A 12,469-nucleotide genomic window follows, 5' to 3' on the forward strand; every position below is an offset into this window, starting at 1 on the left:
GTCATGCGCCAGAATCTTGATGATATGACCCTTGCGTCCACGGAAGCAGAAGATCGCGCCAGTGAACGGTCGAGCGCGAGCACCTGCTGCACCATCCGCGCCAGGCTGTTGATCCCGCAGCGCATATCGGTCTCACCGCAGCAAAGGTAAATCCGGTCGGTCGGCACCACCGTGATCACCTGGTCAACTCCGTCAGGACGATACGCAGCGCTGTCGGATCGACGATCCCGTCGATCCGCAATCGCGCGCCGCTCGGAAAAGCCACGACGATCCTGCCGGCCGGGTCCGGGCAATCGGCGACGGGGCGTTCGACCTCGGGCAGATCGCTCACGTCGATGCGCGCGAAGGTCGCCATCGCCTGATCGGCATCAGGCTCGCCGCCGGCCATCTGCTTGCGCCAGGCATAGAGCTGTGATGGGGCTACGCCGAACGCTTGCGCGACCTCGGTCACCGACGACCCCGCCGCGCTCGCCAGGTCGACCAACGCGCGCTTCTCAGTGCAGCTCCACAGCCTTCGTTGCCGCGCGCGCCCGGGCGTCGTTGCACAATCTTCGGCCGCCGCCGCACCGCTTAACTCGGCGACCAAATCGCCCTCTGCATGTTCCAATGTCATGGCGCGAAAACTCCATGTTCATCGGCCTATTGCAAGGTGCCTTGGCGCACCGCTTACGCATCATCTTGTACCGACTTCCGACAACACCACCGGGATCGAGCGCCTGGAGATCGGCGTGGTTGGCATGAAATACGGTCTACGGAGGCATTGGCATAAGCGGGAGAGAGAGCGGCCGATGTCGACCAGCATGAAAAAGGCGACTGCTCTCAGTGCGATTGCAGAAAATGTGTTAACAGCGTCCGTCACAAAAGCGTGCGGCAGCCGGGATTCGGGAATTCGGGTCGGACTGTCGAGCCACGCGCGAGACAACGTGCAGTCTTTGGCCTAATGGCGCGAGGTCGGGAGGCACAGATGAACGAGGAGGCTTTCAACAGCCCACTTTTCGTGAAGCGCGCAACTCACATCGTGCAAGAGATTGCCAGTCTAGCCGACGCTGTCGACTTCCTCAATGAATGGCCAGAAGATCGCAGGGACCTAATCCACGAAGCCGCCCTCAGAACGTGCTATGATGCATACGATGGACGAAAACCTGTGAGCGCCGCGCGTAATGCCTTTTTCGGCTTTGCGAAACCGGCCAACATATTGGAGGATGCAACCTCCGCAATGCAGTGGCTCGCTGCTTGCAAGTCGGGCACCGGGAAAGCACAAGTTTAGGCTTCGGCGCAATGCGGCTGGTGCTGGGCGCGCCGAGGGAGGGCAATGTGTCGAGATTTCATGCATGGCGAAAGCGGAAGCGCTGCTCGAAAATGGGCGAGAATTGTTCGGCTGGGCAAGCAAGTGCGACCAAGGCTATTGCCGCATGTGGGTACAGACATGACCCGCTCGAGCAGATTTGAGAGGCCGGTCGTTATCCAGGTTACCCGCCACAGCTCAGAGCGTATGGTGTTCGATGTTAATGACGCGGCCGCTATCCTACTGCGTGACCTTCATCGTCAGACCGAGAAACGGAAGGTGGCGATGAACGCCTGTCTGCAGGTATTGCGCGGTGAAATTCATCCGCCAGCTGCTCGAAGGGCTTTCGTGGCTGCTGCACTCGAAGCAAAGATTCTGCGCAGCGATTGATTAACTAGGATGGTCAGGAATTTCTTCGTTGCTTCGCTGCTGGTTTCTCGCACAAAAAGACGATCGCAGAAGTGCGGTATCCAACCCACGCACAAGAACGCCATTCCTAAGAAGCACTCAGCCGGGTATACTCTACAACCCGCGCCAACGCCCAGCTGTGTCTTTAGAATGGCGCGTAAGAGCATGATCGGCCGTCCTTTCAAGGGCACATTCTGTTCCCAGTGCTGTTCATCAACGGCAAACATCCAACTGACGACGTCCCGGTTGGAATTCCGTTTTCCGGTGTGCCAGTCCGGGGCCTTTTGCACGGCTATCGCGATCGTGCCAACGCACTCCTTTCGGCCTTCCCGTCTACCCCAAGCGACAAGTTGAGATTGTGGCGCAACATCAGATTCCCTGGCTCTGTTTCAAGAGCTTGCCGATATAACGCTCTTGCCGCGTCATGTCGCCCCTCCAAATCCAGAACAACTCCCTTCGCGTTCAACGCCCGCAAATTACTTGGAGCTGCTACCAAGAGGTTGTCGAGTACCTGAAGCGCCTCATTCGGGCGTTTCTGCGCCAGCAAGACCTTCGTAAGACGGATTGCCGCATCGACATTGTCCGGATGCTGCTTCAGATCATCCCGCAAAGCCCGCTCTTGCGCATCCTGACCGACTGCGCGCAAAATGCGCTCGCGTATGGCCGGATCGATCTGATCAGCGCCGAGCAACTCTGGGGGCGACGTCTCCTTCACTGAAAGAACTGGCTTGTTCCAGCTAGCGCAACCTCCGAGCGGAACAATGGCGAGTACTGAGAAGAGAACTGAGCGCAGACGAGATGAAAGTAACGGCGGAGTGGCAATATTCTCATGTGAATTCATGTTTGGTTCTCAGCTGTCATAGAGTGCTGTGCCTTTGAGTTGGCGGCAACGCGGATACTGCGAGAGTCCCCCGACATTTCCCCTTCTGTTCCAGGGGGGAGCTTGACGGATCCGGCGGGTTGAATCGTGAAGTCGGAGGCAAGGTCCTGATAAGACAACACAGCCAGATCGATCCCGTTTCGGGTGAGAAAGCCGCGGACGAAGCGTCGAACATCCATCGAAGTTAATATGACGGGGCGGGTCTGATCCGGTGCTGTGCTGGAAAAGATGCTGCGCATCTGTGACAGCAGCGCTTCGCTTTGCAGATCCTCTAACACGAGGTAGGGGCCCGCAGCCGAATCTCGAGCCGCACTCCGCACCATATCCTCACTCTCACGTTCGATAATAAAGGCGGGCACGATACCTTGTGTGTTGGCATAGCGGTGGCAGATCTGCCGCTTCATGCCGGAGCGAACATATTCCGTGAGCAGCGCGACGTTTTGCTCACGTTCGCTCCATTCGGCCAATGCCTCCAAGACGAGGCGGGTGCTGCGGATAGGGATACCTTCATCCAGCAGGCGGCGCAGCACATCGGCAACCCGGGGAACAGGCGTCGTGCGCAGCACCTCCTTCACCAGATCAGCATAATCGTGCTCCATTCGGCCCAGCAATTCGCGGGTCTCTTGGATACCCACCAAGTGCGGTGCATAGCGGGTCAACGTCGCATGGACACGCGAGGCAAGGAGTTCGCTCGCTCGGTGATAGCGGATGCCGGCAGCGTTGAGAGCCGGTGCATGGCCTTGTTCGACCCAGATTCTGTCCGCTTCTGGATCATGCCGAATGGGGATGCCGCTAAGTTCAATGTTCGCCAGACCGTCTGCGAGTTCTAGCAGTGTCGGATCAATCAAATCCTGTTCGACTGGCACGCCCTCGACATCTATTCTAAATTGCGACTCGGGCAGCTGCTCGTCGACCGCAACTGGAATGCGCGGAACGATAATGCCGAGATCAGCTGAGACGAGTTGCGAAACGCGTGCAATGTGCTGTTCCAATTCGGCTTGGTCGATCTCATGCGTAAGGCTCGGCGCAAGAAAGAAGGCGAGCGGGCTTGCCTGCGCAGGCACGGTTTGTTTTTGAGGCTCTACTTGATCTGCACTTGTAGCATTGGTATTGTCGGCGCCCTGCCCATCGCCCTTGGCAATGCTTGCGACGGCGAGGACTGCGGCCAACGTAAGAAAGACGGGCAGAGGGAAACCGGGAACAAACCCCATCGCAACCAAGACGCAGGCCGCCAGCCGCAATGCTCGCTTGCTGGCCGTGAGTTGATTGACTATGTCGGTCCCAAGGTTGAGCCTCGCGGCCCCCGTTACACGCGTGACGATGGTTGCCGCTGTAATTGAAAGCAGCAGGGCCGGAATCTGCGAGATTAACGCGTCACCTATGGTCAGTAGAGTATAGTGTTGCAGAACCTCGCCGAAGGACATGCCTTTCGAAAGCAGGCCGATGGAAATTCCACCCAGCATGTTGATGCAGATCACCACGAGCCCGGCGATGGCGTCGCCCTTTACGAATTTCATCGCGCCATCCATCGCGCCAAAAAGTTGGCTTTCCCTCTCCAATGCGGCACGCCGCCTGCGAGATTCGTTGGCATCGATGTGGCCGTTGCGAAGCTCTGCGTCGACCGCCATTTGCTTGCCCGGCAGAGCGTCGAGCGTGAAGCGGGCCGCCACCTCCGCTACGCGTTCGGCACCCTTCGCGAGGACCATGAACTGGACCATGGTCACGACCAGAAATATGACAAAGCCGACGAAGATATTGCCTGAGATTACGAAGTCGCCGAACGTGTGGATGATGCTGCCTGCCTCTCCCTCGGCCAGGATCAGTCGTGTCGTTGCGATGGTAAGCGCCAGACGGAACACCGTGGAAATCAAAATGACGCCCGGCAAAGACGAAAAATCAAGCGGCGTGCTGACATACAGGGCAACCATCAGCAGCAATATGGCCAAACCCAAATTGAATCCGATAAGCGTGTCGACAACCACGAGCGGGATTGGCATGACCATCATACCTATCGCCAGCAGCAGCATCAACGCGACCATTAAGTCGGGGTTGGCCGGCGCACGGTCGATGAAGTTACGCAGGACGTTGGGCATGTGGGCCCCTTTGTGGTCGTTTGAGAATTACTGGGCTACCACGCAGTGAAACGTAGCTTTCGAAGGCCGCGCGCGCCTCGTCCCTGCGGCCGGTCCCACGCAGCGCATCGCCACGCGAGGGTAGTCAGAGGAAAGCGCGAGGATCCCCGGTTAGGCGTATCCAGTGTGGTCAGGACCATCGGTGCCTCATCGCCGAAACCTTCCGGGATGAGCGGATAGGCGAGAAGCCGCAGCAGGGGGATAGCTTGAGCATTGGAGTTCTCCTGAATACGGCCCGCGAAGCTGAAAGCCCTTAATACGGCAGAGCAGCAACGCGACCATTTCGGCTCATCAGCACACGACCCTCCTCGATCCGATCGACCGTCCAGCCATCATCCAAAAGCGCGCCGACAAAATACTTCTCGCCAGCGATTATCAGATACGGAAGGGGCCCACGCCAAACTGCTTCAACCGCGATGGCGGATGGCGCCTTCTCCTCCTTGATAACCACTCCATTCACCAGTGTGAGAGCGCCGTTCGTGCGATGATCGAACCACTGCTGAACCCTCTGCCAACTGCTGATCGATGCTGACGTGACGGTGCCCTCAGCGGTCACGACGCCCTTCGCGGAGCCGATCATAATATTGTGAAGGCCCGCTTTATCGACTTCCTCTTGCAGGTCTTTGGCCACAGCCACGGTAGCCTGATCATCAGCGCGGTTATTGGTCAGCTTGAATTCAAGTTCGGCACCTGGCGACTTGGCGTTCAATGCATCAGCAGTGCCGTAATAGGAGAACATAGCCGAGAGTGCGCCGATCCCGAGAGAGCCGAGTAACACCAAGGTGAGCATAAGGATCGAGAGGCGTGGTCTGGCGGTCGAACCAGTCGGCGCTGCATCCTGCGCTGACCAGAGAATGGACATCGCGCCGGCGTGAATGATGACAGGAAGGGGCAGCACAACGCACTCGCCTGCTGCAATATTCCGATTGTCCTCGATGCTGAGTCCGCCTGCAAGCGCCTCAACCTCGATCGAATTCCCAAGAAGAGTGATACGAAAATGATGTGGCGCCAGTCCTTGCTCGACGAAGATTATATCGGCGTCGAGGCCACTGCCGATTAAGTTCGTTTCAAGAGTCGGCTTACCGGTCAGCCCGCAATAGACCCCCGACAGAACTTCGAAATGAAGGGAAACAGCGTCATTCAAGGATGATCTCCCGAATCAGGAAAGAAGCCGCATGGCAATTACCATGCGGCTCATTTCGGTCACACATCGCGCCACCCAGGGCAGCGATCGAGGGTTTCCAGAACCCCGTTTCCGAGATTACTGAACGCGTTCGTCGGCCGCTTTCTTGATTGTCTGCAAGTTGGTCGTAACAGTGCGCAGCTCTATACTCCTAGCCGTAGCCTCCAAGCTAACCGCCGTTAGCTCCTGGATTTGCTGCTGGAATGCGGCAGCCCCAGCGGCTTTGGAAGCTACGTCCGCACCAGCCGCAGCGCCAGCACCACCCAAACTACCAAGAGTACCTATTTTACTCATATCGTTTCCCTTCTGTTCGAACTGTGCCGTCACCGACGGCACGCACCTCCCGACGCGGACCACCCAACGTCAGGCATCTTCTTCAGTGTCTGCCAGAGCGTCGTCGGCATCAGCCATGGCATCGTTCACAATAGTTAACGCAACAGAACGGAGAGCCGTCTCGAAGGCATCGCTTTCAGATGCAGCTTGCGAGCCATCCCCAGAAAAGGTCGGACTGTCCGCTCGACCGATCTCGCCACCCGGCCTGGTAGGACCAGAAGGCCCGCTGCTATGACCAGAGGGCTCGCTGGATGCGTGCCGCGACTGTCCATTCGAATGTCCATGCCCGGTGCGGGCCAAGGATCCAAGTCTATCGCCAATTGCTGCTATCATCAGGTATTCCCACATCTGTTTCCGTTAACGGCGAGGCGTAGAAGATCAATTTCATCAAACGTTAGGAGGGCGAGCTTTCGAGAAGCTGACCAGTCTCAACAAAAAGCGGCTGCGGCGCTGTTGCAAAATGAATGGTCGCGCACGATCTTGTGTGTGGACGAGGCCGTTGACCGCATCAGGAACAGGACCATCACCGGCTACCGGTACGATCCCAAGGCGGCAGCCCTATTGGGCGTAGAGGTTTAGCTTCGGGAGCCTTGGCTATCTGCTGGCCTCTTAAAAGCCTCTAGGGACTCGGCGGTCGGCCGGGTGCGTCCTGCGAGGCTAACGCATTGAAGAAATTATATTTTAAATCTCTTTCGCATAATAAACTTGCGATTCAACAACTTAATAAACTTGCGATTACACGGCATCATTGACTTGTGCTGGTGCAGGATTATATACTTGTATTCGCACAACACAAAAAACTTGCAAAGGCACGTCCGTGGCCAAGCCCCATGAAAAACTCGCAGAGCCCCTAGCCATCCTCAAAGAGCTGCAGGAGCAAGGGCGGCGCATATTCAAGTCAGACGAGCTGACGCGCGTCCACCGGGAGCGGCTGGTGGCGAACGGATTTCTGCGCGATGTGATCAAAGGCTGGGTCATGTCCACCGGCCCTCAGGCCCAGCAACAGGACACCACCCCCTGGTACGCAAGCTTCTGGGAATTCTGTTCGCTGTACTGCAATGACCGGTTCGGCAAAGACTGGTTCCTGTCTCCCGAACAGTCCCTCCTGCTGCATGCGGAAGCGCCGACCATCCCTCCACAGGTGGTGGTGAATACCCCGAAAGGAAAGAACAACAGGATCGACCTGCTGTTCGGCACCTCCCTCTACGACCTTGCGGTCAAGGAAATGCCGGAACAGCTGACGGAGAAGAACGGTCAGCGGGTGCTTACCGTTGAGGCCGCGCTTATCCGTGTACCGGAAGGATTCTTCCAGCGCGCGCCTATCGAAATGCAGGTCGCCATGGCGTCCGTGCGCGATGTATCGACGGTACTGGCCCTCCTTCTTGATGGCGGCCATTCCGCCGTGGCGGGGCGACTCGCGGGCGCATTCCGCCGCGTAGGGCGTGATGCCTTCGCTGATGAAATTGTGGCAACCTTCAAAGCGGCCGGGTACGACGTGCGCGAGTCCGATCCGTTCGCGGGTCGGACCGGGGTTACGACCATAGCGGCGGGTGTGCCGCCGCTGGTCGCGCGCCTGCGCGCAATCTGGGAATCCCAGCGCGAAGCGATCATAGAGATATTCCCAAAGGCGCCGGGCCTTCCGTCCGACAAGAACGCTTACATGAAGTTCGTGGAGGATATCTACGAGAGCGACGCTTATCACTCGCTGTCGATCGAAGGCTACAGCGTGACGCCCGAGCTCATCGACCGCGTACGCGAAGGAAGCTGGAATCCGGAGATCGATGAAGCGGACCGGAAAAACCGCGATGCGCTCGCCGCGCGCGGCTACTATCTCGCGTTTCAGAAAGTCAAAGAGTCCGTGGCGGCCATCATTGATGGCGCGCCAGCAGGAGCCTTGACGCGCGATACACACAGGGAGTGGTACCGGGAGCTGTTCGCGCCGTCCGTGACGGCTGGCATACTCAGGGCGAGTGCACTTGCCGGTTATCGGAACCACCCGGTGTACCTGCGCGGTTCGCAGCATGTACCGCCGCGAACAGAGGCTGTTCCCGATGGCATGAACGAGTTGTTTGACTTGCTGGAAACGGAGAAAGACGCTTCCGTGCGCGCCGTGCTGGGGCACTGGCTTGTAGGTTATGTGCACCCTTATCCGGACGGCAACGGCCGTATGGCGCGGTTCCTCATGAATGCCATGCTGGCGTCCGGTGGCTATCCGTGGACTGTTGTCAGGGTGGAAGACCGCAAGGCGTACCTGGCGGGCCTGGAAGAGGCGAGCGGCAACATGAATGTGAAGCCGTTTGCGGCGTTTCTGGCCGAGCGGGTTACTTGGTCTGCCGATCGAAGCGCCTGAGAAGCGTCAGCTTCTGGTGACGACGGTCAGAGGGATGCGGCGATGATCGATCAGCGCCTTTCCCACGAAGCCAAGCAATTGGAGAATAGGCTGCGTCGCTGCAGCTTTTGAGATTGCTGGCTGCACGATCCAAACCTTGTATTCGAAGCGATACTGATTCCAGCTCGCATGCAGCCTTCTCAAGACCCCCAGCGTACCACGGTCAAAGCGTGTCGACTCCCCACGCTCCAGCCGACGCTTCTCGCGGTTCATCATATTCCGAAGGAAGCGTTTTGGCTTGTGGCAAAACTGCACTGACTTCAACGCTTGCCCTGCAACCTCATAGAGATCGTCCAGCCGCGCCTTGCCCGCATCGGTACCAGCATATTTACAATGGCACATCAGCACATCGACCGATGTCTCCCGGACTTTGATCGCTATAACGTCAGCAAACTCGCCGGTACCGTCGTCATCGAAGATGATGTCGTAATCGCTTTTCTTCAGTTCTTGAATGACGCGGTACTGTACAGAGTCCGTACGGCGCTCCGGACCCTGCGATTCGATGCGCGGGTTTGTTCCAGTCCAGTCCCAAGGAACAATGGCACTATCCATTATGGGCGTTAAGTCCAGTTCCTTCGGCGGAACGTAGAGATGTGAGTAGATCAGGAACGATCCGTCGCCAAAGTCGATTTGCGGAGCATCGTCCGCAAAAGACTCCGCCATCGTCCGGTCATGCCGATGCGTTTTTATCCGGCAAGGCGGACCCGATGTTTGCCTATAAGTCGCGTCGGTCGCCGTGAAGCCGATTTCAAACTCCGCCTTCTTGTCGTGCGCGCGCACGTCAAACTTGAGCGCACCGCTACGAGCGTTGTTCGAGAGTGCGAGATCACACTCTGCAAACGGATAAGAACTCTCGCCGAATGAAATTTCAATTCGCTCCTCGAAGGACAGCAGAAGGCTCATAGGCCAATGAATCACCAGCGCGTGAGCATCTGGGCGTACAGCAATGAGGCGGGGTCGCATGGCAGACGCGAACGCCGCTGACTCCGGGATGGTGTCGTTGTCAAGGAGCGCACCCAGGCGATGACACCACGCAGTCCAGTCGGTGAGATCGTGGATGCGGGACTGTGACCAGAACTTTCCTTTGATCGAACAACCAAACGTACGCGGCTCGCCGTCTTCATAGCCACAACCAAAGATGTTGTTCTGAATGCGCTCCGCCTTCATCAGACTGTCTATACCGTCGCTAACGTCGATCCCCATGAGCATGGAGTAGCGCGTTCCACCGCCCTGGCGGTGCGTCATGCCCAAGTTGCGGATGACCAGCTGGTTGAAATCGTGGAAGCAACGAAACACTGCCTGATCCCTGATGCGTGTCGTGTCATCGCCACAGAGCGCTTTTGCAAGCTGATCAGACGCAGTCGGCCCAGTGCTGCTAATGTAAAGCAGTTCCGTTTGGTCATCCCAGTGGGCCAGTATCAACTCCCACGAAACGTCGGTGGCTGTGGCCGACGTTGGACGCACATGGCAGCTACGTTGCGCTGTCGCGGCATCGAGATGGGATGGACCTGCATTACGGCGGCGACGACTTCGCGACCCGCGAACGGCTTGTCCGCACGCTATCGCGTGACCGCGCCAAGGACATGGCTTCCGATTACGAGCTAGTCGATCCGGTACAGAGCTATGCAGAGCGGCGCGGTATCACCTTCCGCCAGCGTGTGGTCGAGATCGTGCGCCGGATTGTTCCGGAAAAGCTCCGCGACCGGATCGACGGGCTGCTGGACGGGTGGCGCTCGCCCGCAGACGCCGAGCCCGGCCAGGACCGTGGACGCAGTCCGGGAAGGGAGAATGTTGGAGCGCAAATCGCTGACGCTGGCTCCACGCCCGAAAGAAATACTCCCGCCAAGGGAGTGTCGCGCGACACGGATATGCCGATGGACGCGGAAGCGGCGTTGCGCCGCGCTCGCACGAACGCGCTTGTGCGCCACGCACGCGCGCTCGACGCGATCCTCAGCACTGGAAATGCGGACGGGCAGGGTAGTCCCGAGCAGATGCGCGAATTGAGGGATGCCCGCAGTGCTTTCGAGAAGGTTCGGCCGCACGGCTGGCGCGATGCCGAAGCGGCCTATGCGAAAAATCCCGAGCTTGTCCGTGAGGCGGGGGCCGGCCGGGTCAACCGCATCGTGCTGGCTCTCCAGCTTGAAACCGAAATCCGCACTGGGCTGGACACTGATCCGGGCCGCCGCGCCGCCCGTTTCGTGGAACGCTGGCAAAAGCTCGATCGCACGAGCCTAACGCAATACCAGGCCGGCGACATGTCGGGCTACCAGTCGACCCGCTCGGCCATGTCCGACATGGCCAAGAGCCTTGAACGCGATCCACAGCTGGAATCGCTCCTTGCCAACCGCAAACGTGATCTTGGCATTCATACCGATTCCGGCCGTAGCCTCGTTGCGGAGCTCGCATTTAGCTATGGCATCGGCAGGGGACGCGGAATAGGAATCTGAACCCCTCCGATTTGCCGCCGTTTCCACGCCAGAGGCGGGTCAGGCGAAAAGTCTGATTGCGTCCAGCATTGGTTCGCACTGTTGTCCCAGCGGATACCGGCAACAGCCGTTGAAAAGCAGGCGAGCTATGCCCGAGCCAGATCGTATCATACGCCTCAGAACCGTCCTTGACCGGACTGGCCTGTCCCGCTCAACCCTCTATCGCAAGATTGCCGAAGGCACGTTCCCCGCGCAGATCAAGATCAGCATAAACGGGGCGGGCTGGAGAGAATCCGATGTCGATCGATGGATCGCCGATCCTGTTGCATGGCGAACAGGGCGTCAGTTCTGAGTGCGAGCCAAACGAACACCAGGACCGCCGCCATTCTCCGGAATGAATTCTATCCCAGCGGCTTCAAATGTGTTCCGGAGTGCTGCGACGGTAGTGCCCTTCAGTTGCTCTCCCCGCTCAAACCGGGCGACAGTATCCGGTGAAACTCCAGCATTCCAAGTCTCTTGTCCCCCAACCCAGGGCAACCCGCGCCATCTTGCACTGGGTGTTACGACCACCCTCAGCAGCCTTGCCACGCCCCAAGCTGTTAGGAGCTCGGATCATGACTGATTCCGACAATAGCACGACTTTGCCTTCCGTCACGACCAGCCGACGCGATCGGCAGACGGCAAATGCGCCAAGACATTTTGAGGATACAGACCCAGCAATTCTGCTGCTGCGAGGCTGGTCGCGGGCACAGCACGTTTCGAATGTCCTTTGCCGACTTCAACAGCGTCTAGAGAGACGCGTGCTCGACGCTGCGGCCCCGAACGCGATGGATAAGAAGGTCGGCTATTCAATCGCCTGCCAAGCGGAAGTCGAGGCCACGACTGCTGCCTTGAAGCTTCAAGACAAAATCCCTGACATACGGGCACATTCGCTTCTTGGCGTAGTCGCCAAGCTCGAAATCACCGCTGGCGCGGATCGTGACATCGACGATCCAACAGACTTTCCCTGGCCGCATATTGCTTCGGTCCTTGCCGACTTAAAGGAAATCGCCGGGAGCCTGGCACTTGAACGGCATGAGCGATCCGTCGTTCAGGCGGACTGCAGGCAATATCAAGCGATGGCGGCCAACCTGATCGATCTGGAAAACCAGGCCGCTAGCCTTTATTTGGGGTTCCCCGTGCACCCCTCCCGCATTGGAACTTGAACCGCCATCCCAAACAGCACTCGAGCTGCGTGTTCAACCTTACCGGTCTCGGGCAAAACGCTCTAGCCCGCTTGATGCACGGCGATCGGCTTTCGGCGGCCTGCATGGCGATCTGGCCGCCCTTGGGGTGCATTTTGACAAGCCTCGTCGGGCGCCGGCGATGATCCGTCGTGACGGAAGGCGGGGGTTTGCGGGTTGAGGTCGGCGGGTTTGTTTCGGGACGTCTGC

Annotated in this window: 11 protein-coding genes and 2 pseudogenes; 6 read left to right on the top strand and 7 right to left on the bottom strand. The window is 58.4% G+C overall.

Translation table 11 applies throughout. From position 1 onward, the window contains the following. Both tnpB and tnpA read right to left on the bottom strand, forming a co-directional pair. A partial coding sequence (tnpB, locus tag AC07FD_RS30435) for an IS66 family insertion sequence element accessory protein TnpB (protein WP_478352867.1) occupies window positions 1-179 on the bottom strand: 179 nt, incomplete at its 3' end. Continuing rightward, complete coding sequence (gene tnpA / locus AC07FD_RS30440) at window positions 176-613, bottom strand: IS66-like element accessory protein TnpA (protein WP_478352864.1); 438 nt, start codon at window positions 611-613, stop codon at window positions 176-178. The genes tnpB and tnpA, both read right to left, overlap by 4 nt. Before the next feature lie 351 nt (window positions 614-964). Between tnpA and AC07FD_RS30445 the strand changes: the two genes are divergently transcribed. Together AC07FD_RS30445 and AC07FD_RS30450 are read left to right on the top strand one after the other, a co-directional pair. Then, the gene (locus AC07FD_RS30445; protein WP_378976423.1) at window positions 965-1,267 is read left to right on the top strand and encodes a DUF982 domain-containing protein; all 303 of its coding nucleotides are present in this window, start codon (window positions 965-967) and stop codon (window positions 1,265-1,267) included. Between the two features lie 60 nt (window positions 1,268-1,327). Continuing rightward, a complete protein-coding gene (locus AC07FD_RS30450; RefSeq protein ID WP_478352865.1) occupies window positions 1,328-1,675 on the top strand; it encodes a DUF982 domain-containing protein in 348 nt (115 codons plus the stop codon). A 310-nt stretch (window positions 1,676-1,985) separates the two neighbouring features. Here AC07FD_RS30450 and AC07FD_RS30455 read toward each other — a convergent pair whose 3' ends face one another. The 3 genes from AC07FD_RS30455 to AC07FD_RS30465 all read right to left on the bottom strand — a co-directional run bounded on the left by AC07FD_RS30455 (window position 1,986) and on the right by AC07FD_RS30465 (window position 5,849). Further along, window positions 1,986-2,534: a tetratricopeptide repeat protein gene (locus AC07FD_RS30455; protein WP_095085194.1), complete on the bottom strand. Its 549-nt coding sequence runs from the start codon at window positions 2,532-2,534 to the stop codon at window positions 1,986-1,988. Then, the gene (sctV, locus tag AC07FD_RS30460; protein WP_378976425.1) at window positions 2,531-4,666 is read right to left on the bottom strand and encodes a type III secretion system export apparatus subunit SctV; all 2,136 of its coding nucleotides are present in this window, start codon (window positions 4,664-4,666) and stop codon (window positions 2,531-2,533) included. The genes AC07FD_RS30455 and sctV overlap by 4 nt, the downstream gene beginning before the upstream one ends. Window positions 4,667-4,958: 292 nt before the next feature. After that, window positions 4,959-5,849 (bottom strand): SctD/MshK family protein, encoded by an 891-nt coding sequence (locus tag AC07FD_RS30465; protein ID WP_095085197.1) that lies wholly within the window; start codon window positions 5,847-5,849, stop codon window positions 4,959-4,961. A gap of 1,189 nt (window positions 5,850-7,038) precedes the next feature. Between AC07FD_RS30465 and AC07FD_RS30470 the strand changes: the two genes are divergently transcribed. Continuing rightward, window positions 7,039-8,571 (top strand): Fic family protein, encoded by a 1,533-nt coding sequence (locus AC07FD_RS30470; protein WP_378976427.1) that lies wholly within the window; start codon window positions 7,039-7,041, stop codon window positions 8,569-8,571. Between the two features lie 6 nt (window positions 8,572-8,577). Here AC07FD_RS30470 and AC07FD_RS30475 read toward each other — a convergent pair whose 3' ends face one another. Then, the gene (locus tag AC07FD_RS30475; RefSeq protein ID WP_378976429.1) at window positions 8,578-9,906 is read right to left on the bottom strand and encodes a hypothetical protein; all 1,329 of its coding nucleotides are present in this window, start codon (window positions 9,904-9,906) and stop codon (window positions 8,578-8,580) included. A gap of 152 nt (window positions 9,907-10,058) precedes the next feature. Here AC07FD_RS30475 and AC07FD_RS30480 point away from each other — a divergent pair. Beyond that, window positions 10,059-11,057 (top strand): annotated as a pseudogene (locus AC07FD_RS30480) (Ti-type conjugative transfer relaxase TraA); the annotation flags it as partial. A gap of 127 nt (window positions 11,058-11,184) precedes the next feature. Further along, entirely contained in the window at window positions 11,185-11,388 is a 204-nt protein-coding gene (locus AC07FD_RS30485; RefSeq protein ID WP_095085203.1) for a helix-turn-helix transcriptional regulator, read from the top strand. Here the strand turns inward: AC07FD_RS30485 and AC07FD_RS30490 are convergent. Further along, window positions 11,379-11,583: pseudogene (locus AC07FD_RS30490) on the bottom strand (helix-turn-helix domain-containing protein). The gene AC07FD_RS30485 and the pseudogene AC07FD_RS30490 sit on opposite strands and share 10 nt — an antisense overlap. Before the next feature lie 67 nt (window positions 11,584-11,650). On the opposite strand from AC07FD_RS30490, the gene AC07FD_RS30495 reads away from it, so the two are divergent. Then, a complete protein-coding gene (locus AC07FD_RS30495; RefSeq protein ID WP_478352866.1) occupies window positions 11,651-12,241 on the top strand; it encodes a hypothetical protein in 591 nt (196 codons plus the stop codon). The last annotated feature ends 228 nt before the right edge of the window (window positions 12,242-12,469 follow it).

This window comes from Mesorhizobium waitakense, from assembly GCF_056431085.1.